At 73.3% G+C, this 25,622-nt stretch carries 16 protein-coding genes; 9 read left to right on the forward strand and 7 right to left on the reverse strand.

What is annotated here, in order from left to right; genetic code table 11:
- Positions 1-149 precede the first annotated feature (149 nt).
- From ACF1CT_RS10565 to ACF1CT_RS10580, 4 genes are all read right to left on the reverse strand, one after another.
- Entirely contained in the window at positions 150-524 is a 375-nt protein-coding gene (locus ACF1CT_RS10565) for an RNA polymerase-binding protein RbpA (protein ID WP_007262928.1), read from the reverse strand.
- A 265-nt stretch (positions 525-789) separates the two neighbouring features.
- Complete coding sequence (locus ACF1CT_RS10570) at positions 790-2,166, reverse strand: MFS transporter (protein ID WP_391783406.1); 1,377 nt, start codon at positions 2,164-2,166, stop codon at positions 790-792.
- 47 nt (positions 2,167-2,213) lie between these two features.
- Positions 2,214-2,978, reverse strand: coding sequence for a glycerophosphodiester phosphodiesterase (locus ACF1CT_RS10575; RefSeq protein ID WP_391783407.1), 765 nt, complete (start codon positions 2,976-2,978; stop codon positions 2,214-2,216).
- Positions 2,975-3,676 (reverse strand): YitT family protein, encoded by a 702-nt coding sequence (locus ACF1CT_RS10580; protein WP_391783408.1) that lies wholly within the window; start codon positions 3,674-3,676, stop codon positions 2,975-2,977. Before ACF1CT_RS10580 ends, ACF1CT_RS10575 begins: the two co-directional genes overlap by 4 nt.
- Before the next feature lie 101 nt (positions 3,677-3,777).
- On the opposite strand from ACF1CT_RS10580, the gene ACF1CT_RS10585 reads away from it, so the two are divergent.
- On the forward strand, positions 3,778-5,277 hold the full coding sequence (locus ACF1CT_RS10585; RefSeq protein WP_391783409.1) for a PLP-dependent aminotransferase family protein: 1,500 nt from the start codon (positions 3,778-3,780) through the stop codon (positions 5,275-5,277).
- A gap of 293 nt (positions 5,278-5,570) precedes the next feature.
- Here the strand turns inward: ACF1CT_RS10585 and ACF1CT_RS10590 are convergent, their stop codons facing one another.
- Entirely contained in the window at positions 5,571-7,253 is a 1,683-nt protein-coding gene (locus ACF1CT_RS10590) for a hypothetical protein (RefSeq protein ID WP_391783410.1), read from the reverse strand.
- Positions 7,254-7,294: 41 nt separating this feature from the next.
- Entirely contained in the window at positions 7,295-7,489 is a 195-nt protein-coding gene (locus ACF1CT_RS10595) for a hypothetical protein (protein WP_018103962.1), read from the reverse strand.
- Between the two features lie 305 nt (positions 7,490-7,794).
- On the opposite strand from ACF1CT_RS10595, the gene ACF1CT_RS10600 reads away from it, so the two are divergent.
- From ACF1CT_RS10600 to ACF1CT_RS10625, 6 genes are all read left to right on the forward strand, one after another.
- Positions 7,795-8,187, forward strand: a complete 393-nt coding sequence (locus ACF1CT_RS10600) for an ankyrin repeat domain-containing protein (RefSeq protein WP_391783411.1) — start codon at positions 7,795-7,797, stop codon at positions 8,185-8,187.
- Between the two features lie 218 nt (positions 8,188-8,405).
- A complete protein-coding gene (locus ACF1CT_RS10605) occupies positions 8,406-9,824 on the forward strand; it encodes a HEAT repeat domain-containing protein (protein ID WP_391783412.1) in 1,419 nt (472 codons plus the stop codon).
- 211 nt (positions 9,825-10,035) lie between these two features.
- Positions 10,036-13,674, forward strand: a complete 3,639-nt coding sequence (locus ACF1CT_RS10610; RefSeq protein WP_391783413.1) for a hydantoinase B/oxoprolinase family protein — start codon at positions 10,036-10,038, stop codon at positions 13,672-13,674.
- An 82-nt stretch (positions 13,675-13,756) separates the two neighbouring features.
- A complete protein-coding gene (locus ACF1CT_RS10615; protein ID WP_391783414.1) occupies positions 13,757-15,283 on the forward strand; it encodes a hypothetical protein in 1,527 nt (508 codons plus the stop codon).
- Between the two features lie 220 nt (positions 15,284-15,503).
- Complete coding sequence (locus ACF1CT_RS10620) at positions 15,504-16,430, forward strand: hypothetical protein (RefSeq protein WP_391783415.1); 927 nt, start codon at positions 15,504-15,506, stop codon at positions 16,428-16,430.
- Positions 16,431-16,499: 69 nt separating this feature from the next.
- The gene (locus tag ACF1CT_RS10625) at positions 16,500-21,317 is read left to right on the forward strand and encodes a hypothetical protein (RefSeq protein WP_391783416.1); all 4,818 of its coding nucleotides are present in this window, start codon (positions 16,500-16,502) and stop codon (positions 21,315-21,317) included.
- A gap of 113 nt (positions 21,318-21,430) precedes the next feature.
- Here ACF1CT_RS10625 and ACF1CT_RS10630 read toward each other — a convergent pair whose 3' ends face one another.
- Positions 21,431-21,916: a hypothetical protein gene (locus ACF1CT_RS10630; protein ID WP_391783417.1), complete on the reverse strand. Its 486-nt coding sequence runs from the start codon at positions 21,914-21,916 to the stop codon at positions 21,431-21,433.
- A 430-nt stretch (positions 21,917-22,346) separates the two neighbouring features.
- Here ACF1CT_RS10630 and ACF1CT_RS10635 point away from each other — a divergent pair, with 430 nt between their 5' ends.
- On the forward strand, positions 22,347-25,175 hold the full coding sequence (locus ACF1CT_RS10635) for a nitrate- and nitrite sensing domain-containing protein (RefSeq protein WP_391783418.1): 2,829 nt from the start codon (positions 22,347-22,349) through the stop codon (positions 25,173-25,175).
- The gene (locus ACF1CT_RS10640; RefSeq protein ID WP_391783419.1) at positions 25,172-25,615 is read left to right on the forward strand and encodes a roadblock/LC7 domain-containing protein; all 444 of its coding nucleotides are present in this window, start codon (positions 25,172-25,174) and stop codon (positions 25,613-25,615) included. Before ACF1CT_RS10635 ends, ACF1CT_RS10640 begins: the two co-directional genes overlap by 4 nt.
- The last annotated feature ends 7 nt before the right edge of the window (positions 25,616-25,622 follow it).

Consider the following 25,622-nt stretch of genomic DNA (forward strand, 5'->3'; position numbering starts at 1 on the left):
GGGGGGGGCCCGCGCGGCGGCGCCGCCCCCCCCCCCGCCGCCCCGCCGCCGGGCCGCCCCGGGGGCCGCGGGCCGCGCCGGGCCCGGCCCCCCCCCCCCCCGGGGGGCCCCCCCCCCCCGCGGCTCTGTCGTACTGCGGTGTCGTGCGGTCAGGCAGACTTCCTGCTGTCCCGCGGATGCACGGCGATGTTCATGGCTCCGGAGCGCAGGACCGCCAGCCTCTCGGCCAGCACCTCCTCGAGCTCCTCGCGTGTGCGCCGCTCCATGAGCATGTCCCAGTGCGTACGCGCAGGCTTGCCCTTCTTCTCCTCGGGGCCATCCCCGTCCACCAGGAGTGCCATGGCGCCGCACGCCTTGCACTCCCACTCCGGCGGAATTTCCGCCTCTACCGAAAACGGCATCTCGAATCGATGTCCGTTCTGGCATGCGTACTCCACCGCCTGGCGCGGGGCCAGATCGATGCCGCGGTCCGTCTCGTAGCTGGTAACCACGAGTCGCGTGCCGCGGAGAGCTCGCTCACTCATGAATCGTGCCTCCCGGGCTTGTCGCCCACAGGACAGGTGTCGCTGTCGTCGTCATCCGGTCAACGTCCGGTCGGCCGTAAAGATTCCCGTCGCCGGTCATGCGTCGCCCGTCGTGCCGCTGCTTCTTCAGGGTTGGGGTACCCGCCGATGCCCGGTTTGTCACATCCGGTGGAAGTTGTCACCCAACGGTTCTGGTTCTTCCACTCGCAGTAACGGTCCTCCGGGCAGGCCAAAGGCGTACACTACCGGCCTTTCACTTCGACGTCTAAATCCGTTCCGGAACAGGATTCCCCGCGGCTGCCACGGCCCGGCGAACCGGCACCCTCGCGAGCAGTACGGAACCGATCACGAAGAAGATCACCAACGAGATGATCGCATCCCGGTAGCTCCCGGTCAGCTGGTACGCGATACCGAACACCAATGGCCCCAGCCAGCTCAGCCCCCGGTCGCTCATCTCGTACGCGGAGAAGTACTCGGCCTCCTTGCCGTGCGGCACCAGATGGGAGAAGAGCGAGCGCGACAGCGCCTGGCTGCCCCCGAGCACCATGCCGATGGCCGAGGCCAGGACGTAGAAGAACACCGGCTTCCCGGCGGGCAGGAAGTAGCCGGCGACGAGAATCAGCGTCCAGACGACGAGCGAGCCGAGGATCGTGCGCTTCGCACCGTGGCGCCGGGCCAGCCGGCCCATTCCCAGCGCGCCCGCCACGGCGAGCACCTGCACCAGCAGCACCGCCGTGATCAGCGTCGTCTGGTCGAGTCCCAGTTCCTCGGAGCCGTACACCGACGCCTGGGAGATCACCGTCTGCACGCCGTCGTTGTAGACGAGGTAGGCGAGCAGGAAGGAGAGCGTGAGCGGATGGCGGCGCATGTCGCGCAGGGTGGCCATCAGCTGGCGCCACCCGGAACCGACCGCGCCCTCGCCGCCGGGTGCCACCCGCCGGTCGCGCAGCCGCCGCAGCGGTACGAGGGTGAAGGCACCCCACCAGACACCGGCCGAGGCCAGACAGATCCGCACCGCGTCCGGCTTGGAGAGGCCGAAGGAGTCGTGCCCCGTGTACAGCACCAGGTTCAGGACGAGGACGAACGCGCCCGAGGTGTAGCCGAACGCCCAGCCGCGCGAGGAGACGGCGTCCCGCTCGTCGGGTTCGGCGATCTGCGGCAGATAGGCGTTGTAGAGCACCATCGACACCGAGACCGACGCGTTCGCCACGATCAGCAGGAACGCGCCGAGCAGATAACGGTGCCCGTCCAGGAAGAACATCCCGGTGGTGGCGGCTGCCCCCACGTAGGCGGCCAGCGCCAGCAGCGGCTTCTTGCGGCCCGTGCGGTCCGCGGCGGCGCCCACGATCGGCATCGTGATCACCGCGACCACGACGGACACCGAGACCGAGTAGGCGAAGAGGGACCCGGCGCGCACCGGTATGCCGAGCGGGTGCACGAATCCGTCGGCGTCGGCGGCCGCCTTGGCGATCGAGGTCAGGTACGGGCCCAGGAACACCGTCAGGACGCTCGTCGAATAGACGGAACAGGCGAAGTCGTAGAAGTACCAGCCCCGCTGTTCCCGTCTGCGGCTCACGGCGTCGGACGGGCCGTCCACCGGATCCTTCGCCGGCCCGGTGGCCTCCGCGGTCTCGGCACTCAAGTCGCTCCCCCTCGTCTCTCCCCGTGAGTCCCCGTGCACGACCGGCATCAGGCCCAGGCCCCGCGTTCGCTCAGTACCGTGCGCAGCGTCTCGATGTGATCGGTCATGATGCCATCGACACCGAGGTCGAGGAGCGCCGCCATCCGATCGGGTTCGTTCACCGTCCAGACGTGGACCTGGAGCCCGCGGGCGTGGGCCGCGCGCACGAAGCGGTGGTCGACCACCCTGATGCCGTTCTGGCGCTCCGGCACCTGCGCGCACACCGCGCCGGAACGCAGCGCCGCCGGGATGCCGTACGAACGCAGACGCAGGCCCAGCACCCCGCGCACGCCGTAGGAGGTGGCGAGCCGGGGCCCGGCCAGACGGTGGGCCGCGGCCACCCGGGCCTCCGAGAAGGAGCCCACGCACACCCGGTCCCAGGCGTTCGTCCGGCGGATCAGTTCGATCAGCGGGACCAGTGCGGGCCCGGCCTTGATGTCGACGTTCCAGCGTGCCCGCGGGAAGGCCTCCAGGAGCTCCTCGAACAGGGGCAGCGGCTCCCGGCCCGCCACTCTGGCCCGCCGCACCTCGCTCCACGGCAGCTCCGCTATCCGGCCCCGGGAGTCGGTCACCCGGTCCAGGGTCGCGTCGTGGAAGGCCACCAGGCGGCCGTCCGCCGTGCTGTGCACGTCGGTCTCGAAGTAGCGGTATCCGGCATCGGCGGCCCGCCGGAACGCGGCCGTCGTGTTCTCGATCCCGTCCGCGGCGCCGCCTCGGTGGGCGAAGGGGATCGTCGCGGGATGGTCCAGGTAGGGGTGGCGTACGGAGGTCACCGCGGCAGTATGGCCTGCCCCGGTGTCCGGCCGGTGACGGCGGTCTCGCCGGAGCCCGGCCCGGACGCGTCGTCCGGACCACCGGCGGAGTCGTCGCCGATCGCGAAGAGGCGCAGGAAGAACTGGGCGAGCGGGCCGATGGCCAGGGCGTAGAGCACCGTGCCGGCGCCGAGGGAACCGCCGAGCGCGAAGCCGGTCGCCACGACCGCCACCTCGATCAGCGTGCGGACCAGCCGGATCGAACGGCCGGTGCGCCGGTGCAGACCGGTCATGAGCCCGTCGCGGGGACCCGGGCCGAACCGCGCCGCGATGTACAGGCCCGTCGCGATCCCGTTCACCACCACGCCCGCGACCATCACGGCGATCCGGGCCGCGAGGCCGTGCACACCGGGCACGAGCGCGAGCGTGCCGTCCATGGCGATGCCGATGACGAAGACGTTGGAGACGGTGCCGAGACCGGGACGCTGCCTCATCGGGATCCAGAGCAGCAGGACGGCGGCGCCGACGACGATCGAGACGACGCCGATGGACAGTCCGGTGCGCCCGGCGAGCCCCTGGTGGAGCACCCCCCAGGGTTCGAGGCCGAGACCGGCGCGGACCAGGAGCGCCGAACTCGCGCCGTACAGCGCGAGACCGGCGTAGAGCTGGACCAGCCGTCGGGTGAGATGCGCCCCGCGAGGGGCGGGAGTGATGGACAAAAGTGCCCCCTGGTGTGGTGGAAGTGGACTGCCGCATGCCACTCTGTGGCAGGGGATCGGCCATCAACTATGGCCAATCCGAGGAAGGTGGACTGATTCGCATGGCTGAATGGACCTCGGCGGTCGGTGCGGCACAGCTCGCCCGGCAGCTCCGGGCCCAGCGCACCCGGCCCGCCGGACCGGGCGCCCGCAAGCCCCCCGCCTATCGTGCGCTGGCGGACGGCGTGCGGCTGCTCGTGCTGGAGGGCCGGGTACCGGTGGCGGCCCGGCTTCCCGCCGAGCGCGAACTGGCCCTCGCCCTGTCCGTCAGCCGGACCACCGTCGCCGCCGCGTACGAGGCGCTGCGCACCGAGGGGTTCCTGGAATCCCGCCGCGGAGCGGGTAGCTGGACCGCCGTGCCCGCCGGGAACCCGCTGCCCGCGCGCGGGCTGGAACCACTGCCCCCGGAGTCGCTCGGTTCCATGATCGACCTGGGCTGCGCCTCGCTGCCCGCCCCGGAACCCTGGCTGACCCGGGCGGTCCGGGGCGCCCTGGAGGAGCTGCCGCCCTACGCCCACACCCACGGCGACTACCCGGCGGGTCTGCCCGCGCTGCGGCGGATGATCGCCGACCGCTACACCGGCCTCGGCATCCCCACCATGCCCGAACAGATCATGGTCACCACCGGCGCGATGGGCGCGATCGACGCGATCTGTCACCTGTTCGCCGGCCGCGGCGAACGGATCGCGGTGGAGTCGCCGAGCTACGCCAACATCCTTCAGCTGATGCGGGAGGCGGGTGCCCGGCTGGTGCCGGTGGCGATGGAGGAGGGGCTCGGCGGCTGGGACATGAACCGGTGGCGGCAGGTGCTGCGGGAGGCGGCGCCCCGGCTCGCCTACGTCGTCGCCGACTTCCACAACCCCACCGGCGCGCTTGCCGACGAGGACCGGCGCCGCGCGCTGGTGGACGCGGCCCGTTCCGCCGGCACGGTCCTGGTCGTCGACGAGACCATGAACGAGCTGCGCCTCGACCCCGACCTGCCGATGCCGCGCCGGGTCTGCGCGTTCGACCCGGCCGGTTCCACGGTCCTCACCGTCGGGTCGGCGAGCAAGGCGTTCTGGGCCGGCCTGCGGATCGGCTGGGTGCGTGCCGCCCCGGACGTGATCCGCAGCCTGGTCGCCGCTCGCGCCTACGCCGACATGGGCACGCCCGTGCTGGAACAGCTTGCCCTCAACTGGCTCATGCGCACCGGTGGTTGGGAGGAAGCGGTGCGGGTCCGGCGCGAACAGGCGCGGGAGAACCGGGACTCGCTCGTCGCCGCGGTCCGTCGGGAGCTGCCGGACTGGGAGTTCTCGGTGCCGGGCGGTGGGCTGACCCTCTGGGTGCGCACGGGCGGTCTCTCCGGCTCCCGGCTGGCGGTGGCGGGGGAGCGGGTCGGGGTGCGGGTGCCGTCCGGGCCCCGGTTCGGGGTGGACGGCGCCTTCGAGGGGTATGTGCGGCTGCCGTTCACCGTGGCCGGGCCGGTCGCGGACGAGGCGGCGGTGCGGCTCGCCGCGGCGGCGCGGCTGGTGGGCACGGGGGCGGGTGCGGAGATCGAGGCACCGCGCACCTTCGTGGCCTGAGAGCCTGTCGGGTGGCCTCCGGCCGTGCGGCCACGTCCCGGCACGCACGCTTCCGGTGTTGCCGGAACGACCGGGCAGCTCCGCCACCGGGCCCTCCCGGTGCCCTGGAGCCGCACGCACCATGCCGCGTCCGCCTTCCGGCCGAAGGCCACCCGACAGGCGCGTAGCGATCCGGGCGGCCGGGCGACGGACCGGTCGCGTGCCCGCGCGGTGGGACGCCGCCGCGGCAGGTCCGCCGGTGCGGTGCGGCCGTGTGCCCCGCCGGTGCCCGGGGCGGCCGGCGAGCCGGTCCGTCATCCCCGCACGGCGCGGTATGCCGCAGGGTCGCCCGCCTTCACGGTGTCGTGGGCCGGCGCCGCGGCCGGGACGGGCGGCGACGCCGGATCCGGGACGCCCGCTCCGGGGGCCGGGGCCGTGTCGAGCGGGACGGCCGCCTCCACGGGCCGCGCCTCCACCGCGGGTTCGGCGGGGGCCTGCCGTTCGGGCAGCAGGGCGAGCACGGCCCGCCGCTGCGCCTCGTCGGTCTCCTCGTCGTACGGATCGGGGGTGGCCGGGACCTGGAGCCGCAGGACCGGCCCCGTGCCCAGGCGTGCGTACCCCCGGCCCGGAGGGACGTCCGGTGTCGGAGCGGTGTGCGGCTCCGCGCCGAGCACCGCCTCGATCTGCTCGCGGGAGCAGGGGCCGAGCACGACGCGGGCCCGGGTGTGGGCCCGTACGGATTCCCCGAGCCCGTCCAGGTCGTCGAACTGGTCGGCCAGGACCACCGTGACGTTGGCCGCCCTGCCGTGCCGCAGCGGCAGCCGGAGCAGTTCCCGGGGGTCGGGGCCGCCGTCGACGGCCGCCAGGTGGCCGAGCACCCCGGGCCGGTCCAGCAGGATCCAGAGCGGGCGCCTGATGTCGTCGGGGACGGGGTGGCCCGCCTGCCGGGCACGGTTCGCGGTGATCAGCCGCCGCTCGGTCTCGTTGGCCGCCCATTCCAGGGTCGCCGACGCGCCGTCCGGGCCGCACTCCACCGCCAGCACGCCGTCGCGTCCGGCGAGGCAGGCGTAGTCGCCGGTGCCGTTCCCCTCGACGATCAGCACGTCCCCGTGCTGGAGCGCCTGCAGGGCGATGGAACGCATCAGGGTGGTGGTGCCGCTGCCCGGCGTGCCGACGATCAGCAGGTGCGGTTCGGTCGACCGGGCGCCGGTCCGCCAGACGACGGGCGGCGCGTCCCTGGTCGCGCCGCCGTCCGTCACGGGAACGGTGCGCTGCACCGCGTCGGCGTCGGTGAAACCCAGCACCGTCTCACCGGGCGCGGTGACGAAGCGCTGGGCGCCGACCGAGGTGGGCAGCGGGTCGAGCACGCTCATGACGAGATGGTTGTTCTCCTCGTCCCAGACGAAGCGGTACTCCCGGCCTCGTCCCGACTTGGCGTGCAGCAACTGCTCGATCCGGGCGCGGGAGGCGGCCTCGCTGTCGGTGAAGTGGGCGGGATAGGCCACCCGCAGGCGGGTCGGGCGCCCGTCGTCGTCGAACGCGTGGTCACTGAACGTCTTCGTCCAGTCGCCGCCGTGGGCGAACAGCGGATCCGGGTCGTCGGCCACGGAGAAGTACGGCACGAGCGCTTCGTACAGGGTTCGCAGCCGCCCCGTCCCCGCCTCGTCCGGTCCGGTCCGCACGGGGGTGCGTTCCCGTCCCTTCCAGGCCGCGGCGCCCATCACCGAGACGAGGGTGATGATCGATCCGTACGGGATCATCGCGACGACGAAGGCGCAGGCCGCGACGACGAACAGCGCCGGGCCGCGCCTGTCCTTGGGCGTCGCGGCCCACTTCTGCCGTCCGGCTCCGGCCAGCAGCCGCAGACCGCGGGTGACGGTGATCAGCGGTTGGAGGACGTCGGTGGCACTGTCGGTGGCCGTGCGCGCGAACTCGCGACTGCGAGTGATCGAGGCGCTGCCGCTGCTGAGGATGCGGGGGAGTGGTCGCCGGGCCACGTCGGTCTCCTGAACCTGAAGGGGGAAGCGGTCGCGGACGGTCAGAACTTGATCCCGCCCAGGAGGCCGGCGAGGCTCGCGCCTCCCGCGGTGATGCTCGGTGCGATGGCGGTGCCCGCCAGATAGAACCCGAACAGGGCGGTGACGAGGGCGTGCGAGGCCTTGAGTCCGTCCTTCCTGAAGAACAGGAAGACGATGATGCCGAGAATGACGACGCCTGACATGGACAGGATCATGAGAGTTCTCCAGATCGGTGGGAGGGTCACCATGAGTCCTTCCAGGTTCACCGGAAGTATCTATGCGGTAAAAGTCGCATTCGGGTGAAAAGTCGTTATTTTCACTTGAACGGCCGACAGGGGGCGACAGCCGGACGGAACGCCCGACGCACCGCGGGCACGGCCGCGGGCGGGTGTGATCCTCGCCGCGACGGGGCCGGGCCATTCGCGCCGCCGGGCAGTACTCTGTCGGTTCATTCGTGCGCCCGGCGCACAGCTCAGCAGGTCAACAGTGGTGAAACCGGTCAAGGAAGGCGGTCCGTGCGATGAGTGAAACCCCCGATCCCGAGGTGGTCGAACTGGCGACGAAGGTCTTCGACCTGGCCCGTCGCGGCGAGACCGACACGCTCGTCGCGTACGTCGACGCGGGCGTGCCCGTGAACCTCACCAACGACCGGGGCGATTCGCTGCTGATGCTCGCCGCCTACCACGGCCACGCCACCGCGGTCACCGCCCTCGTCGAGCGCGGCGGCGACCCGGACCGGGCCAACGACCGCGGGCAGACGCCGCTCGCCGGGGCCGTCTTCAAGGGCGAGGACGCGGTGATCGAGGCACTGCTCGCGGCGGGCGCCGACCCGGCCGCCGGAACGCCCTCCGCGCTGGACACCGCCCGCATGTTCGGCAAGGCCGACCTGCTGAAACTCTTCGGCACCCGCTGACGGGGTACGCGGTAAATGTGGTCGCGGTGGCGAAATGACTGGGTCATCATGACGTCGCGGGCCCGGTCCGGGCCAACGACGAGAGGCAGAGGAAGATGCTCTACACCAAGCGGAAGACGGCGGTCGGTCGATCATGTTGCTGCGCGGCGTAGTGCCCCACCCGGCACTTGGAACTGCACAGTCCCGGTTGCGTCGACAGCTTGATGTGAGGCCTTTCCATGTTTGATCCGTTCATAGCGCCGAGCGGCACCCTGCTCGGCCTGCTGCAGAGGGGCCGCGGCGACGGCACACTCCACGCGCTCGCCGCACCGCGCCCCGAGGCCCTGGCGGCCCTCAACCACTGCGTCCTGAGCGACCCCCGCCACGACTGGCAGGTGGAGAACCGCTCCCTCTACTACGCACGCCTGTACCTCGACCTCGACGGCGGCACCGAGGAGATCGAGCGGCACCTGTGCGATCCCGAGGACCACCTCGACACCGACGACTCGCGCACCGGCCTGGCCCTCGCCGTACTCGGCCACCTCGCCTCGTACGGACGCGACGACGCCCTGGCCCTGCTGCGGCGGTACGCCGCGACCGGCTCCAACTGGGCCTGGGCCCTCGACGAGCTCGCGCTCCGCGACGACGACGCGGGGCTCCGCGCCCTCGCCGAACCCGTGCTCGGCCGCTTCCCGGCCACCGAGGCGGGCGATGCCGAGCTTGCCGTCGCCGTACGCGACGCCTTCGAACCGCGCCCCTGGCGCCTGTGGGCCGACGACCCGCGCGAAACGGTCGGCACCCGGGTCAGGGCCGCCTCCGAACAGGGCTCCTTCGACCGCTGGCAGCGACAGATGCGCCCCGGCGGCCCCCGCCCCGGCTGGAGCGTCCAGGCCGTCTTCGACTGGGCCCAGCAGGGACTCGACCGCGGCAGCGCCCTCCACGTCCCGGCCGCCCGCTGCCTCGGCGCCGTGGCCGGGCCCGAGGACCGTCCCACCATCGTCGAGACCGCCCGTCGCGGCCCCGAGGCCGCCCGCTGCGTCGCCCTGCACTACCTTGCCGAGGCCGCCGACCCGGCCGTCCTCGACCTGATCGAGAACGCCGCGGCCGACGTCTCGCGCACCGTCGCCGACGCCGCGGTCGCCGCCTTCGAGCGGATGTGCGGCGACGCGGCGGTGGAACGCGCCAGGCGCTGGGCCCGACGGCCCGACGCACTGGGCGCCTGCGCGTCCGGAGTGCTCGCCTGCCGCGGCTCCGCGCAGGACAGCACCCTGGTCCTCGGCGCGCTCCGTGACGCGGTACGCGGCGACGGCCCGGACGCGCCGCGTCTGTGGACCCTCGTCGACGGCACCGGCCGCCTCGGCATCGCCTGCGCCGCGCCCGTACTGCGCCACGTCTACCGGGAGACGTCCTCGTCGCACCTGCGCGGCCGGGCGGCCCGCGCCCTGGCCGCCACCGACCCCTCGTTCGCCACCGGATTCGCCGTCGAATGCCTGTGGGACTGCGAGGAGACCACCCGGGAGGTCGCCGCGCTGCACGCGGAGACCGGCGACATCAGGGTCGCCGAGCGACTGCGACGGCTCGCCGCGGACCCGGCCGAGGAGGCCGAGGTGCAGACGGCGGTGCGCAGCAGGATCGGGCCCGACACCCCCACGCCCTGAGGACCTGCCGAACGACCTCGGACCGGGCGGACACGGTCCGGCCGCTCACCCGTCCACGCCGAGCCCCGTCGCCGACGTGGACGGGCGACCGGTACGGGCGGCCCACCAGGGGGGAATCGGCCACGGCGCGTCCGGCCCACCCGGGGAATCGGCCACGACGTGTCCGGCCGTCGCCCTGCCGCCGTCGTCCGCGCCGCGTCAGTATGGAGGAATGACCGGACGCTGGGAGTTCTGGATCGACCGGGGCGGGACGTTCACCGATGTCGTGGGCCGGGCCCCGGACGGACACCTCGTCACCCGCAAGCTCCTTTCCCACGCCCCGGACCGCTACCGGGACGCGGCAGTGGCCGGAATCCGGGCACTGCTGGGTCTGGGTCCCACCGAACCGGTCCCCGCCGACCGCGTCGGCACGGTGAAGATCGGCACCACCGTCGCCACCAACGCGCTGCTGGAGCGACGCGGCGAGCCGACCGTCCTCGTCATCACGCGGGGCTTTCGCGACGCGCTGCGCATCGCCTACCAGAACCGGCCCCGCCTCTTCGACCGCCGGATCCTGCTGCCCGAGGCCGTCTACGACCGGGTCGTCGAGGTCCCCGAACGGATCGACGCCCGCGGCCGGGTCGTGACACCGCTGGACCGGGACGCGGTGGCCGAGCGGCTGCGGGCCGTCCGGGCCGAGGGCCTGCGCAGCGCGGCCGTCGTCCTGATGCACGGCTACCGTCACCCCGAGCACGAGACCGCCGTGGCCGCCGAGGCCCGCGCGGCGGGCTTCGCGCACGTCAGCTGCTCGCACGAGGTCAGCCCGCTGATCAAGCTCGTACCGCGCGGCGACACCACCGTCGTCGACGCCTACCTCTCGCCGATCCTGCGCCGCTACGTCGACGCGATCGCCGACGAGCTCCCCGGCATCCGGCTGATGTTCATGCAGTCCAACGGCGGACTGCGGGAAGCCGCCCACTTCCGGGGCAAGGACGCGGTGCTCTCCGGACCCGCGGGCGGCGTGGTCGGCATGGTCCGCACCTCCGAGCAGGCCGGATTCCACCGCGTCATCGGCTTCGACATGGGCGGCACGTCCACCGACGTGTCGCACTGCGCGGGCGAGTTCGAGCGCGAGCTCGGCACCCAGGTGGCCGGTGTCCGCATGCGCGCCCCCATGATGAGCATCCACACCGTCGCGGCGGGCGGCGGCTCCGTCCTGCACTTCGACGGCGACCGCTACCGCGTCGGACCGGACTCCGCGGGCGCCGCCCCCGGACCCGCCTGCTACCGCCGCGGCGGACCGCTGACCGTCACCGACGCCAACGTCATGCTCGGCCGGATCCAGCCCGCCCACTTCCCGGCCGTCTTCGGGCCCGACGGCGACCTCCCGCTCGACGCCGACCTCGTCCGCCGCCGCTTCGAGGCCCTCGCCGACGAGGTGACCCGCGCCACCGGTACCCGCCGCACGGCGGCCCGGGTCGCCGCCGGATTCCTGGAGATCGCCGTGCTCAACATGGCGAACGCGGTCAAGAAGATCTCCGTGCAGCGCGGACACGACATCACCCGCCACGCCCTCACCGGCTTCGGCGGCGCCGGGGGGCAGCACGTCTGCGCGGTCGCCGACGCCCTGGGCGTCGACACCGTCCTCGTACCGCCCCTGGCCGGAGTGCTCTCGGCGTACGGCATCGGTCTCGCCGACGCCACCGCCATGCGCGAGCGGTCCGTCGAGGCGGAGCTCGACGACCAGACCCTGACCGCGGTGAAGGAGCTCTGCGACACCCTCGCCGAGCGCACCCGGGCCGACCTGCGCGCCGACGCCATCCCCGACGAGGCGATCAGCACCCGCGCCCGGGTGCTCCTGCGCTACGCGGGCACCGACTCCGCGCTGCAGGTGGACCTCGACGGCACGGCCGCCATGACCCGGGCGTTCACCGACCGCCACCGCGCGCGCTACGCGTTCACCATGGACAAACCCCTGGTCGTCGAGGCGGTGTCGGTCGAGGCGACCGGGGCGTCCGGCCGGCACCGGCCGCCCCCGGCCGCACACGCGCCCCGCGCCGGCGAGCCGCCCCGGCCGCACGACACGGTACGGATGTACGCCGAGGACCGCTGGCAGGACACCCCGCTCCACCGGCGCGAGGAACTGCGCCCCGAGTCCACCGTGACCGGCCCCGCCGTGATCGCCGAGGCGGACGCCACCACCGTCGTCGACCCCGGCTGGCGGGCCGTCCTCGCCGGGACCGGCCACCTGGTGCTCACCCGGGTCCGCCCGCGCCCGGACCGCACCGCCGTCGGCACCCGGGTCGACCCCGTCATGCTGGAGATCTTCAACAACCTCTTCATGTCGATCGCCGAACAGATGGGCGTGCGACTGGAGAACACCGCCCACTCCGTCAACATCAAGGAGCGCCTCGACTTCTCCTGCGCGCTCTTCGACGCGGACGGCAACCTGATCGCGAACGCCCCGCACATCCCCGTCCACCTCGGCTCCATGGGGGAGTCCATCAAGGAGGTGCTGCGGCGCGACGACGGCACCATGCGCCCCGGCGACGCGTACGCCATCAACGACCCGTACCACGGAGGCACCCACCTGCCCGACGTCACCGTGGTGACGCCGGTGTTCGACGAGACCGGTGACGGGCCGCCCGAACTGCGGTTCCTCGTGGCCTCGCGCGGACACCACGCCGAGATCGGCGGCATCACCCCCGGCTCCATGCCCGCCTTCAGCCGGACCGTCGACGAGGAGGGGGTGCTGTTCGACAACTGGCTGCTGGTGCGCGACGGCCGCTTCCGCGAGGCCGAGACGCGCGAACTGCTCACCACCGCCCCGTACCCCTCCCGCGACCCGGACACCAACCTCGCCGACCTCCGCGCCCAGATCGCCGCGAACGAGAAGGGAATCGCGGAACTGAGGCGCATGGTGGACCAGTTCGGCCCCGAGGCGGTCGCCGCCTACATGGGACACGTGCAGGACAACGCCGAGGAGTCCGTCCGCCGGATCGTCGCCACCCTGCACGACGGCTCCTGCCGGTACGAGACCGACAACGGCGCGGTCATCCGGGTCGCCCTCACCGTGGACCGGGCCGCCCGCGCCGCCGTCGTCGACTTCGCGGGCACCTCGCCGCAGCAACCGGGGAACTTCAACGCGCCGAAGTCCGTGGTCATGGCGGCGGTGCTGTACGTCTTCCGGACGCTGGTCGCCGACGACATCCCGCTCAACAGCGGCTGCCTCAAACCCCTGGACGTCAGGATTCCGGAGGGCTCCATGCTGGCGCCCGTCCACCCGGCGGCCACCGTCGCGGGCAACGTGGAGACCTCCCAGGCCGTCACCGGCGCCCTCTACGCGGCGCTCGGCATCCAGGCCGAGGGCTCCGGCACCATGAACAACCTCACCTTCGGCAACGACCGGGTCCAGTACTACGAGACCGTGGCCAGCGGCTCCGGCGCCGGTGACGGCTTCGACGGCGCCGACGCCGTCCAGACCCACATGACCAACTCCCGCCTCACCGACCCCGAGATCCTCGAATGGCGCTATCCCGTGCTGCTGGAGAGCTTCCGCGTGCGGGAGGGCAGCGGCGGCCGGGGACGCCGGCACGGCGGGTGCGGCGTGGAACGACGCCTGCGCTTCCTCCAACCGGTCACCGTCGCGCTCCTGTCCGGCCACCGCCGCGTCCCGCCCTACGGCATGGCGGGCGGCGAACCCGGTGCCCTCGGCGAGCAGTACGTCGAACGCGCCGACGGCCGGACGGTCACTCCGCTGCGCGGATGCGACACGGCAGAGCTGGAACGGGGCGACGTCTTGGTGCTCCGCACACCGGGCGGCGGCGGGTACGGAGCACCGGGACCGGACCCCGGCGGCGCCCGGCCCTGAGCCTGCCGGCCCCCGCCCGGGAGGCACGGGCGCTTCTGCGCCGTTTCGACCGTTGTCGGTGCGAGGACCTAATCTGTGCACCGTGACTTCGCCTGCCTACACGGACAACGCCGTGCCCCAGCCCGGCGCGGGGCCGAGGCCCGCACCGGGCCCGGCCGCCGACGAGGGTCTCGCGCGGCGGCTGCGCGCGCTCGCCTGCACGGCGCCGTTGCACGACCTCGACGCGCGCAAGGCGAACCTGGCGGGCGAGTACACCGTCTACGCGATGGCCGAGGTCGCCCTCGCCGCGATCGACCTCGTCACCCTCAACATGGACTTCGACACGGGTGCCGACCACGACCAGATAGTGACCAGACTGCTTCCCCGCGTCGCCGCCCAGGCCCCCGACCGCCCGGCCGCCCAGCACGAGCGCGTCGCCCGCTGGGTCCTGGAGAACCTCATCAACGTCGGCAGCGTCGACCGCGGATTCCGGGCGGTGTACGGCACGTTCGGCGCCGACGGGCTGTACGTCCGCCGGGACTACGACTTCAAGCTGATCGAAGAAGTCCCCGGACACGGCGGCACGGTCTACCTGCGTGCCACCGACGAAGCGGTCAACGTCCTGGTCGGCGCCCTCGACACGGACGTCACCAGTGCCCAGATCGCCGCCGAGGTGAAACTGGAGGTGCTCATCAGCCGGGGCCGCCTCGCGGACGCCCAGCTCGCCGCCGAACAGGCCCGCTACCGCACCGTGCAGTACGCCGAGACCCTCCGCAAGACCCTGGACGCCACCCGGCGCAACGTCCGGGCCGTCGACTGGCTCAACACCGTCCCCGACATGATCGCGGAGGCGCTCGACCACGTCGCCGACCGCTACCGCCACGAGAACGCGATCCTCACCAACATCCGCAAGGCGCGCGACGAGGCCGAGGACCCCGAGCACAAGCGCCGTGCCGCCGAACTCGTCGACATAGTCAAGGACTGCATCCGCCGCCACACCCAGCTCCAGTCCCGTCTGCTGGAGGCCGGGCCCCTCTTCCGCGCCGAACAGGACCGGCAGGCGTTCGCCGCGCCCACCGCCCGCACCGGCCTCGACCTCTACGGCCAGCTGATCGCCCCGCTGCTGCCGCTCCCCGTCGAGGAGGCCATCAGGGTCACGGACGCGTTCTTCGCCCGAGGCACCGGACTGCGCACCCCCACCTCGGTCCGGGTGGGCGATCTCGTCGACCTGCTGCTCACACCGCCCCAGGAACGCGAGCACCTGGGCGCCGAGATGCCCGACCCCGACCTGATCGCCACCCCGGACGACAGCCGGTTCAGCGAGGAACAGCTCGCGAGCGCCATGGAACTCCTCGACCTGGAGCACGACGCCCCGCGCAGGCTGTCCGGGATCCTCGCCGAGGCCCGGCACCGCGACCCGGACCTGCCCTACCTGGTCGCCCTCCTCGCGGTGCACGCCGCCAGCCCGCCCGTCGGCACCGCCTACCGCCAGGGAGAACAGCGCCTGCTGTTCTCCGTCGACGACGGCACGCCGCTCGACGACCCGGAATTCGGCGGCGCCGACCTGATAGTGGGCACGGCCCTGCTCGACGCTGCCGGGATGGCCGCGGACCGCTCGGAGGCGTCGTGAGCGACCCCCTCCGGCTGCCGCCCGCGACCTGGACCGCGCGGGCGACACGCCGCACCGGCCGGCGCCGCCCCGCCCGCGCCCCGAGCGGCCGGCGGACGTCCCGAGCGGCCGCCGTACCCGGCCGGCACACCCGACGGACCGTGCCGCGCCCGGCCGGCACCGCACACCCCGGCACCACCGGCCCCGAACCGAAGACCTTCCGTACCGAGGAGCGACCGTCGTGAGCGACCGCCACGCACAGCACGCCGACGCGTGGACCGAGCCGATCACCGCGTCCGCCCCCGACAGCACGGCCGCGGCCGACCCGGCCAAAGCCGCCGCCCCGTCCGTCACCCCGGCGGACGCCGCCGACGCCGCCCGGCTCGTCGCCTTCGGCCTCCAGCCCAAACTGCTGCCCGCGCGTGACGCCGAATACGCCGAACTGCTCCGCCGCTACCGGGAGGAGCCCGCCTTCGCCCGGCTCGCCGACGCGGTGGCCACCGGACTCGGCCTGGTCGTGCTGGAGGTGTCCACCCGTGCGGGCATGGCCGTCACGGCCGGTGAGGACTCGGTGTTCGCCGTCCGCATGGGCGACTACGCCCGGCGTGCCTCCCCCGACTCAGCCGACCGCTTCCTGCACGGACTCGCCCACCTCGCCGTCGCCGCGATGGCCTTCCCGCGCCCCGAGGACCTCGCCGACGACTCCTACATCGGCCGGATCACCGTCAACGGCGTCGACACGTTCGTGCGCCAGGCGTGCCACCGTCTGGAGGAACGCGCCGAGGAACACGGCGACAACACCGACCCGGCCACCGGCGCCCCCGGACTGGAGGCGGCCTGGCGGATCTACGCCCGCCGCAGCGCCACCGGAGCCACCAAGGACGCCCGGAGACTGGCCGGCTCCACCACCGGCATCGTCGGCAAGGCCGTCGCCTTCCTCACCGACTCCGGCTTCCTCCAGCGCACGGGCGACGACGCCGGAGGCGCCTACCGGACCACCGCCCGCTACCAGCTCCAGGTCCGCGACATGGCCGGCGCCGCCGCCATGTCCGAACTGCTGGAACTCGGCGTCGTACCGGTCACCGACGGAACGGCGACACTGCTGCCGCCGCCCGGCACCGACGACCTGGAGCTGGTCGCCGACGCCGGCCTGCCCTTCCACGCCTGACACCCCCTCTCTCTCCCCCCACGCCAGCACACCTTCCCCCCGCTTCCCGAACGACGAGAGTCCGCCGAAATGTACGAGCTGTCCCGGGTCCGTCTCTACTCCATCGGACCTGCCGGCGCACGCTACGCCGACACCGTGCTCGACCTGCGCGGAGTGGGCGCCCCCGTGCCCCGCCCCGCACCGGCCCAGGCGGAGTTCTTCGAGGAGGAGCCGGTGGGGCCGCCGCGCCGCCCGGCCCCCGCGGGGGTGCTCTTCCTGGAGAACGGCGGCGGCAAGTCGGTGCTGCTGAAGCTCATCTTCTCGGTGATGCTGCCCGGCCACCGCAACACCCTCGGCGGCGCCAGCTCCGGAGTGCTGCGCAAGTTCCTGCTCGCCGACGACTGCGGCCATGTCGCCCTCGAATGGCAGCACACCCTCACCGGCGAGTGCGTGGTCGTCGGCAAGGTCAGCGAGTGGCGCGGCCGCCAGGTCTCCAACGACCCGCGGAAGTTCGCCGAGGCCTGGTACTCCTTCCGCCCCGGCCCCGGCCTGAGCCTGGACTCCCTGCCGGTGGCCGAGGCCACCTCCGTGCACCGTCCCGCCGAGGGCTCCTCCGGAGCGCAGGGCAGACGGCGCACGATGAAGGGGTTCCGCGACGCCCTGACCGAGGCCGGCAAGTTCTACCAGCACCTCGACGTGCACTGGGAAGAGATCCACGACCGCTGGAACGAACACCTCGGCGCCCTCGGCCTCGACCCCGAACTCTTCCGCTACCAGCGCGAGATGAACGCCGACGAGGGAGAGGCGGCGGGCCTCTTCGCGGTCAAGAAGGACTCCGACTTCACCGACCTGCTGCTGCGCGCCGTCACCGACACCCGCGACACGGACGGCCTCGCCGACCTGGTCGGCGGCTTCGGCAACAAACTCGGCCGCCGCGCCGAACTGACCGCCGAACGCGACTTCACCGCGGGCTCGGTCGATCTGCTCGGCCGGATCGTGGAGGCCGCCGGGACCCGCGCCCGGGCCCGCGACATCCACGCGGGCGCCGAACGCCGCACCCGGGTGCTCGCCCGCAGGCTCGCCGCCCGCGCCGGTGAGGAACGCGCCCGCGCCGCCGGACTCGCCCAGCAGGTGACGGCCGCCGCGCACACCGTCACCACCGCCGAGGAGGCCCGCGGCCGCAGCGCCCTGATCGCCGCCGAACTCGCCTACCGGCACGCCTCCCTGGCCCTGACCGCGGCGGAGAAGGCCGCCGCCGCCCAGCGCCGGGAGCTCGGGGACGCCCGCACCCTGCACTCCGCCTGGCAGGCCGCCGAGGCCGTCCTGCGCCACCGGGCCGCCGCCGACCGCTCCGCCCGCGTCGCCGCCGCCATCCGCGAGGCGGAACGCGACGCCGCCCCCGCGCTCGCCGCCCGCGCGCAGGCGGCCGCCGAACTCGTACGGGCCCTGCACACCGCGGCCGAGACCGGCGAGAACCTCGCCAACGAGGAGGAGGCGCGCTCCGACGCGCTCCAGGAGGTGGGCGAGACCGCCCACCGCGACGCCACCACCGCCGCCACCGAGGCCCAACGGGCCCGCAGCGAGGCCGGACACCTGCGCCAGCGGCTCGCGGAGGTCGAGCAGGAGACGGCCGAGGCGGTACGGGCCGGCTGGATCGACGCCACCGCGCCGGACGCCGACCCGGCACGTGCCGCGCTCGCCGCGAGCGACGCGGAACAGACCGCCGTCGCCGCCTGGGACACCGCCAGGGAAGCCGCACGCTCGGCGGCCGAACGGGCCAGGGACGCCGCGGCGGCCGAGAGCCGCGCCGAACTCGCCGCGGCACGCGCCGCCGACGCCGCGCAGGCCGCGGAGCAGTCCTACGAAGCCGAGCACCGGGCCGCCGAGTCGATCGCCGCCGAGCACCGCCTCGCCGAACTGCTGGGTCTGCCCACCGCACCCGGCAACGGCGTCCCGAGGCCCCGCAGCGGAGCCGGGGGAACGGGGCCGGACGGTGCCGACGCCGGACGGGGCGCCGACCACGGGGGCCGTACCGGCCACCGCCCGGACGGGAACGGCCCGCAGGGCGGCGGCGAGCACCCCGACCGGTCGGCCCCCGGCGCTCACACCGTCACCTCCGAAGAACACGGCGGTCGCCAACAGCCCCTCACCGCCGCGGAATTCGACCGCGGCGCCGACGAACTGCGGGAGCTGCTCGACCAGTCCATCGCCTCCGCCGAACGCCGCCTGTTCGAACTGCGCACCGCGGCCGCCGACGACGCCCGGATCCTCGGCGCCCTGGGAGACGGCGGACTGCTGCCGCCCGGTCCCGACGTCCTGGCCACCGTCGAGTACCTCGGCGAGCACGGCATCCCGGCCCTGCCCGGCTGGCGCTACCTCGCCCAGGCCGTCGACCCCGCCGACCACGCCTCCGTGCTCGCCGCCCGGCCCGAACTCGTCGACGGCGTGGTCATCACCGACCCCGACTCGCACGCCCGCGCACGGGAGGTCCTGGACGGGGCCGCCCTGCTGCCCCGTTCCGCCGTCGCCGTGGGTACCACCGCGGCACTGCTCGCCCCCGTCCCCGCCACCGGCCCGGCCACCGGGACCGAAGGCGTGTTCCTCGTCCCGCCGAACCCGGCGATGCACGACGAACACGCGGCGGACGAGGAACGACAGGCCCTCAGGAGCCGGGCCGCCGCCCGCGACGAGGACATCCGCACGCTCGCGGCCCGGCTCGCGGGCGACCGCGGCCTCGCCGCCCGCATCGGTTCCTGGCGGGACGACTGCCCACCCGGCATGCTCACCGAACTCGCCGAGGCGGCCCACGGCGCCCGCACCGCCGCCGAGACGTCACAGGCCGAACTCGCCGAGGCCCGTACCGTGCGCGCCGAGGCCGACGAGGCGGCCGCGGACACCACCCGGATCCGCGACGAACGCCAGGAGGCCGCCCAACGCGCCCGCCGCGCCGCCGACGCCCTCGCCGGTCTCGCGTACCGGCTGCGCGAACGCTCCGCCTGGCAGGCGAAGCTGCGCGAACTCACCGACGAGGCCGCCGAGTCGGAGGCCCGGGCCACCGTCTGCCTGGAGCGGGCCCGGGCCGCCGACGAGGACCGCCGGGCCGCCCAGCGCGCCGCCGACGACGCCCGCCGTACGGCCCGCGCGCTGCGCGCCGAGCGCGCCGAGATCGCCGGCGCGCCCGAACACCTTCCGGAGCCCGACGCGGATGCCCCGCGCCGCGCCCTGCCCGCCCTGCGCGAGGCGTACCGAACCGCGTCCCAGCTGTACGAGAAGGTGGGCGTCGGCGCCGACCTGCGTGCCGAACAGGCCCGCGCGGAGGGCGACGAGAGCGCCGCCCTCGCCGAGCTGGACCGGCTGACCAACAAGGTGCGCACCCGCGCCGGCCAGCTCCTCGAAGGCACCGACGGCGCCGACGGCCCGTCCCGGCAGGCCGCCGCCGCCCGTGCTGAGTCCCTGGTCCAGCTCCTGGAGACCCGCGCCTCCACCGCGAGCGAACAACTGGGCCGACTGCGCGGCGAGGCCGAGCGGCTGGCCCCGGCCGACGGTGAGAGCCACCACACCGAACTGCCCGACGAACGGGTCCCGGCCGACGCCGAACACGCCCAGGCCCTGCTGCGCACCGCCACCGGCGAGCTGGCCGCCGCCACCGCGACGCTGGACACCGCCCGAGCCGTCCACGCCGAACTGCTGCACGCCCACCGCGGCGCCGAGGACTCGGCGGGCGGCTTCGACGAGACCGCGGCGCTCCTGCGCGACCTCCTGCGGGACCACGGCGCGGACGACGACACCGAGGCCCCCGAGCCGTACCCCGGCGGCCTCGATGAGGCGCGGCAGTCCGCCGCCGAGGCCCGTCGCTCGCTGCGCGGCTGCGCCGCGGACCTGTCCACCGCCGAGAGCGCCGTCCGGGAAGCGAGTGACGTCCTCGTACGGCACGCCAACTCCACCCGGTACGAGCAGGTCCGCACGCCCGCCCGCCAGCAGATCCGTGAGCTGCCCGCCGCGGCACTGCCCGAGCACGCCGAGAAGTGGGCCGCCGCCTTCGCCCCGCGGCTCCGTGTGCTCACCGACGAGCTGGCCCAGTTGGAGCGCAACCGCGACTCCATCGTGGACCGGCTGCGCGGCCTCGTGGAATCGGCGCTCACCACCCTGCGCTCCGCCCAGCGGCTCTCCCGGCTGCCCGAAGGACTGGGGGAGTGGTCCGGTCAGGAGTTCCTCCGGATCCGCTTCGAGGAACCCGACCAGGCAACACTCACCGAACGGCTCGGCGAGGTCGTCGACGAGGCCACCCGCGCCGCCCTCAGGAAGAACTCCGACCTGCGCAGGGACGGCATGTCGCTCCTGCTGCGTGGGGTACAGGCGGGTCTGGAACCCAGGGGCGTCGCCGTCGAGATCCTGAAGCCGGACGCCGTGCTGCGCGCCGAGCGCGTCCCGGTCGGCCAGATGGGTGATGTGTTCTCCGGCGGACAACTGCTCACCGCCGCCATCGCCCTCTACTGCACGATGGCGGCACTGCGCAGCAACGACCGGGGCCGGGACCGGCATCAGCACCGGCACGCGGGCACGCTGTTCCTGGACAATCCCATCGGCCGGGCCAACGCCACCTACCTGCTGGAGCTCCAGCGTGCTGTGTCCGATGCGCTCGGCGTGCAGCTCCTCTACACCACCGGACTCTTCGACACCACCGCACTCGCCGAATTCCCGCTGGTCATCCGGTTGCGCAACGACGCGGACCTGCGTGCCGGGCTGAAGTACATCAGTGTGGAGGAGCACCTGCGCCCGGGGCTGCCGCAGCAGGACCCGAACGGCGAGACGGTGCACGGAGAGATCACCGCCACCCGCATGTTCAAGCGCACCGCCGCACCGGCCGACGCGGTTCGGGCCGCTCCTCAGATCCCGCCCGGCGCGTAGGCTCCGCGCTTCTCGCCCGGCCCGCTTCCGTCCGGCCCCGAACATCCCGGACGGAAGCGGCGGGTGGGGCCGGAGACCGGTTTCGTACCGGCGTGGGACGGTCCCGGCGGTGCTCAGGCCCGCGAGAGGCTGTCGCGGCTGTCGCCCGCTCGGCGCCGACGTATTCGGGCATCGACGCGCCGCGCGGCCCGCGCGGCCCGTCGCGCCCTGCGCCGCTCGCGGCGCAGCCGTCGTGCGGAGCTGCTCGGCGAGGACACCACACCGTGGCGCTGGTTCCAGACCTGCCGGGTGATCCAGACGTCGAGCACCGACCAGGTGGCGACCACGGTGCTGCCCACACTGCTCAGCACCATGGGGAAGGCCAGCCAGGAATCCGCGAGGGTGCACAGGAAGGCCACCACCGCCTGGATGATCGTCAGCGACATGATGAGCACGGCGCGCACCGCGGCCGTACGGACCGGGTCAGGCATCCGCCAGCGGGTGGCGGGCTCCTCCACCCACAGCTGACGACGTGGGACCCGCGTCCCGCGGGCGGCCGACGGCGCCGCCGTCGCGGCCCGCGCCGACGGCAGCCGGCCCCGGCGTTCTTGCGTATCCAAGGACTCTCAACTCCCCACCACTGTCCGACTTCAGGGTTGCTGCCCGGCATGTGCCGTCGCTACGCGGGCGGATCGGACCGTCCTGCCCCGAGTGCTCCCCTTGCTCCCGTGCTCTCCCGCGCTCCCGTGCTTCCCCTGCCCCGTACAGAGAGACGAGTGAACGGCTGAGAAGATTCCCCCGACCGCGCGTCAAGCGAAGAATTCCAGCCAACTGCCCTACCGAACAGTGTGATGTGCTGACGGGTCTCTTCTGCCGTTTTCGCGAAATTCATTGCCCGGAATACCGGGACAACTCGTGATCATAGCCGGGGAGTCCGGCCGAAAAACATCCCATACATCTCTTCGAGTTGTCTGTCCGCCAGTAGTAGGCTCTCGCCGTTTGTTGACGTAACGCGACCCCTCGCCCCGTGGGGTCGGGCTGGGGGAGGCCGTGCGCTTTCGCGGGAAGTCCATCCGCAGGAAGATCGTGGCGCTACTGCTGGTGCCGCTCGTCTCCCTCACCGGACTCTGGGGATTCGCGACGTATCTGACCGGGCGCGAGGCCCGCCATCTGATGCGGGCCAGCGCCGTCGTCGAGAAGATCGGTCATCCCCTGGAGGGCACCGTCCGTGCCCTTCAGGACGAGCGCCGTCAGACCCTGGCCCTGCTCGCCGATCCGAGAGCCTCCAACGCCGCGCCGCTGCTGCGGCGCCAACGTCTGGCCACCGACCGCGCCGTGTCGGACGTCAGGGCAGGCGTGCAGCACAAGGACATCCGTGACGCCCTGCGGTCCGAGGACGCATCCCGGCTGAACTCCCTGCTCGGCACCGTCGAGGGCCTCGAAGCACTGCGTGATTCGGTCGACAAGCGCACCATCGACCGCTCGAAGGCGATGGAGTTCTACAACCGCCTCATTGACCCCTGCTATCGCTTTCTGACCGGTCTCCGCACGATGGAGAACGTGTCGATGGACAAGCAGGTCCGCGCACTCGCCGGTATCTCGCGCGCCCGCGAAATGCTCGCCCGCGAGGACGCCCTGATCGCCTCGTCGCTCATCGCCGGACGGCTCACCGGCGGCGAACTGCGTCAGGTCTCCGATCTCGTCGCCCAGCGCAAACTGCTCTACGAGATCAATGGCGAGATGCTTCCGGCGGCGGAACGCCAACGTGTGGAGCGGTACTGGTCGAGCCCGGACAGCGAAGCGCTGAGGACCGCGGAGCGCACCCTCGTCGACGCCGGTCCCACCGAGGACCCGCGCGTGGTCGACGCCGAGCGCTGGCAGCAGGTGGCCCAACCGGTGCTGAACCGGCTTGCCGACGACTCCACCGAGATGAGCGACCGTTTCCAGGACCGGGGCAAGCCGGCCGGTTACAGCGTCCTGGTCAAGGCCGGGGTGGCGGGCGTGCTCGGTTTCCTGGCCCTGCTCGGCTCGGTGTTCGTCTCCGTGCGCATCGGTCGTGAACTCATCCGTGACCTCTCCAGACTCCGCAAGGACGCCCACGAGGTCTCGGGCATCCGCCTGCCGAGCGTGATGCGCAGACTCGCCGCCGGCGAGCAGATCGACGTCGAGACCGAGGCACCGCACCTCCAGTACGAACGGGACGAGATCGGCCAGGTCGGCCAGGCGCTCAACACCCTGCAACGCGCCGCCGTCGAGGCCGCCGTCAAGCAGGCGGACATGCGGCGCGGCGTGTCCGAGGTCTTCGTGAACCTCGCCCGTCGCAACCAGGTGCTCCTGCACCGGCAGCTGACGCTCCTGGACGCCATGGAGCGCCGCACCGAGAACACCGACGAACTCGCGGACCTCTTCCGCCTCGACCACCTGACCACGCGCATGCGACGCCACGCGGAGGGGCTGGTGATCCTCTCCGGCGCCGCCCCGTCCCGCCAGTGGCGCAAGCCGATCCAGCTGATGGACGTGGTGCGGGCGGCAGTCGCCGAGGTCGAGGACTACGAGCGGATCGAGGTCCGCCGGCTGCCCCGCATCGGCGTGGGCGGTCCCGCCGTCGCCGACCTCACCCATCTGATCGCCGAACTCCTGGAGAACGCCACGGTCTTCTCGCCCCCGCACACCGCGGTCCAGGTGCTGGGCGAACGCGTCTCCAACGGGTTCACGCTCGAAATCCACGACCGCGGTCTCGGCATGGCCCCCGACGCCCTGCTCGACGCCAACCTGCGGCTCGCCGAGACCCCCGAGTTCGAACTCTCCGACACCGACCGGCTCGGCCTCTTCGTCGTCAGCCGTCTCGCCCAGCGGCAGAACGTCCGGGTATCGCTGCAGACCTCGCCGTACGGAGGCACGACCGCGGTCGTCTTCATCCCCGCCACACTGCTCACCGACGCCCCGGAGACACACGGCACCGGCTTCCGCCTCGACCGACGCTCCCAGAAGGCGATCGGCGCAGCCGGCCGGGCACCGGGCGACGGCAAGGGCTCCGCGGAGTCCGTGCCGGACCGCCGGGCCGCGGGCAAACCCCCGGGCCTCGCCCCCGTTCCCACCGGCATCGTGGACCCGGCCCTCCTCGACGGACCTGTCGAGCTCGAAGGCCCGGTGGAGACGATGGACTTCGGGAACGATCCGCTGCTCGATCCGTTGCTGGGCGGTGCCGCCGATCTCGACGAGGCCGAGAGCGCACGCGGTGGCATCTTCCGCGCCCGCGACCTGCGGCGCGACGACGAGCGCGAACAGCATCAGCAGGCGTCCGGCCCGTCGGGAGGCACCCCGGGCGGTGTGAGGGCGACGCGCCCCGCCGGGCCCGTGCCGCTGCCCCGTCGCAAGCCGCCGACCCTGGTCGCCGAGAACGGCCGCCGGGTCGACGCGGCGGGCCGTGCCCACCTCGCCTCCGCCGAACGCGGCTCCGCGCGCCGCCCCGCCGACGGCCCGGCCGCCGACGTCGCGAGCCCGCCGCCGGCCTCCGGACCGCGGCCTTCCGCGCCGCGGCACCCCACTGAACCCCGGCAGCCCACCGGCTTCCGGGAACCCACCGAGCCCGCGCCGCCGACGGCACCGAGTCCGTCCCGCGAGACGGTGGGCGGTCTGCCCCGGCGCGTCCGGCAGGCAAGCCTCGCCCCGCAACTCCGCGAGGTCGACGGCGACCGCGATGCCGAGCCGGCCCGCAGGGGACCGGATCCGGACTTCGAACGCGACGCGGAGGAGGTGCGCAGCCGCATGGCTTCGCTCCAACGCGGCTGGCAGCGCGGTCGTCGGCAGAACGCCGAGGACGTGGCCGGCCCCGGTGACACAGCACAAGGAACCACTCCCGGAGGGGACGGTCGATGACCGCACCGAACGCCGCAGCAGCCCACGCCGAACGCCGGGGCTCCGGCCAGCTCAACTGGCTCCTCGACGAACTCGTCGAACGCGTCGCCACCATCCGCAAGGCGCTGGTGCTCTCCAGCGACGGCCTCGCCACCGGCACATCGGCGGAACTGACCCGCGAGGACAGCGAACACCTGGCGGCCGTGGCCTCCGGATTCCACAGTCTCGCCAAGGGCGTCGGACACCACTTCGACGCGGGCAGGGTCCGTCAGACCGTCGTCGAGCTCGACGAGGCGTTCCTCTTCGTCACCGCGGCGGGCGACGGCAGTTGTCTCGCCGTGCTGGCGGACGCCGACTCCGATGTCGGTCTGGTGGCCTACGAGATGACGCTGATGGTCAAGCGCGTCGGAGCACACCTGGCCAACACGCCCCGGACGACCGGTCAGACCGCCGGGGGGTGAGCGAACG

Origin of the sequence: Streptomyces sp. NPDC014734 (genome assembly GCF_043083325.1) — a bacterium.
Taxonomy (GTDB): domain Bacteria; phylum Actinomycetota; class Actinomycetes; order Streptomycetales; family Streptomycetaceae; genus Streptomyces.

Bases quoted from the DNA above. Each gene is read 5' to 3' on its own strand.
- ACF1CT_RS10565 (WP_007262928.1), bottom strand. From the start codon at position 524: ATGAGTGAGCGAGCTCTCCGCGGCACGCGACTCGTGGTTACCAGCTAC.
- ACF1CT_RS10585 (WP_391783409.1), top strand. From the start codon at position 3,778: ATGGCTGAATGGACCTCGGCGGTCGGTGCGGCACAGCTCGCCCGGCAG.
- ACF1CT_RS10595 (WP_018103962.1), bottom strand. From the start codon at position 7,489: ATGATCCTGTCCATGTCAGGCGTCGTCATTCTCGGCATCATCGTCTTC.
- ACF1CT_RS10600 (WP_391783411.1), top strand. From the start codon at position 7,795: ATGAGTGAAACCCCCGATCCCGAGGTGGTCGAACTGGCGACGAAGGTC.
- ACF1CT_RS10605 (WP_391783412.1), top strand. From the start codon at position 8,406: ATGTTTGATCCGTTCATAGCGCCGAGCGGCACCCTGCTCGGCCTGCTG.
- ACF1CT_RS10610 (WP_391783413.1), top strand. From the start codon at position 10,036: ATGACCGGACGCTGGGAGTTCTGGATCGACCGGGGCGGGACGTTCACC.
- ACF1CT_RS10625 (WP_391783416.1), top strand. From the start codon at position 16,500: ATGTACGAGCTGTCCCGGGTCCGTCTCTACTCCATCGGACCTGCCGGC.
- ACF1CT_RS10640 (WP_391783419.1), top strand. From the start codon at position 25,172: ATGACCGCACCGAACGCCGCAGCAGCCCACGCCGAACGCCGGGGCTCC.